Origin of the sequence: Streptomyces beijiangensis (assembly GCF_017315755.1) — a bacterium.
GTDB lineage: Bacteria > Actinomycetota > Actinomycetes > Streptomycetales > Streptomycetaceae > Streptomyces > Streptomyces beijiangensis.
In genome coordinates, this window is sequence record NZ_JAFLRJ010001673.1 from 1 (window position 1) to 266 (window position 266).

Genomic DNA, 266 nt, shown 5'->3' on the forward strand with positions numbered 1-266 from the left:
GTTTGAACTGGTGCAGCCAGGCGAAGGCGCGCTCGACCACCCAGCGCACCTTGCCCAGTCCTGAGCCGTGGGCGACACCGCGTCGTGCGATCACCGGTTTAACGCCGCGCTTCCACAGCAGGCGGCGGTACTTGTCGAAGTCGTAGCCCCGGTCGGCATACAGACGCCGGGGTTTTCGGCGGGGGCGTCCTCGCAGACCCCGGATCGGTGGGACCGCGTCCAGCAGAGGCAGAAGCTGGGTGACGTCGTGGCGGTTGCCGCCGGTG

The 266-nt window shown here is 68.8% G+C and carries 1 protein-coding gene; it reads right to left on the reverse strand.

Features of this window, described 5'->3' with window-relative positions; genetic code table 11:
* Positions 1-266 (reverse strand): transposase (locus J0695_RS43180; RefSeq protein WP_206970252.1); only part of this gene is annotated, 266 nt, incomplete at both ends.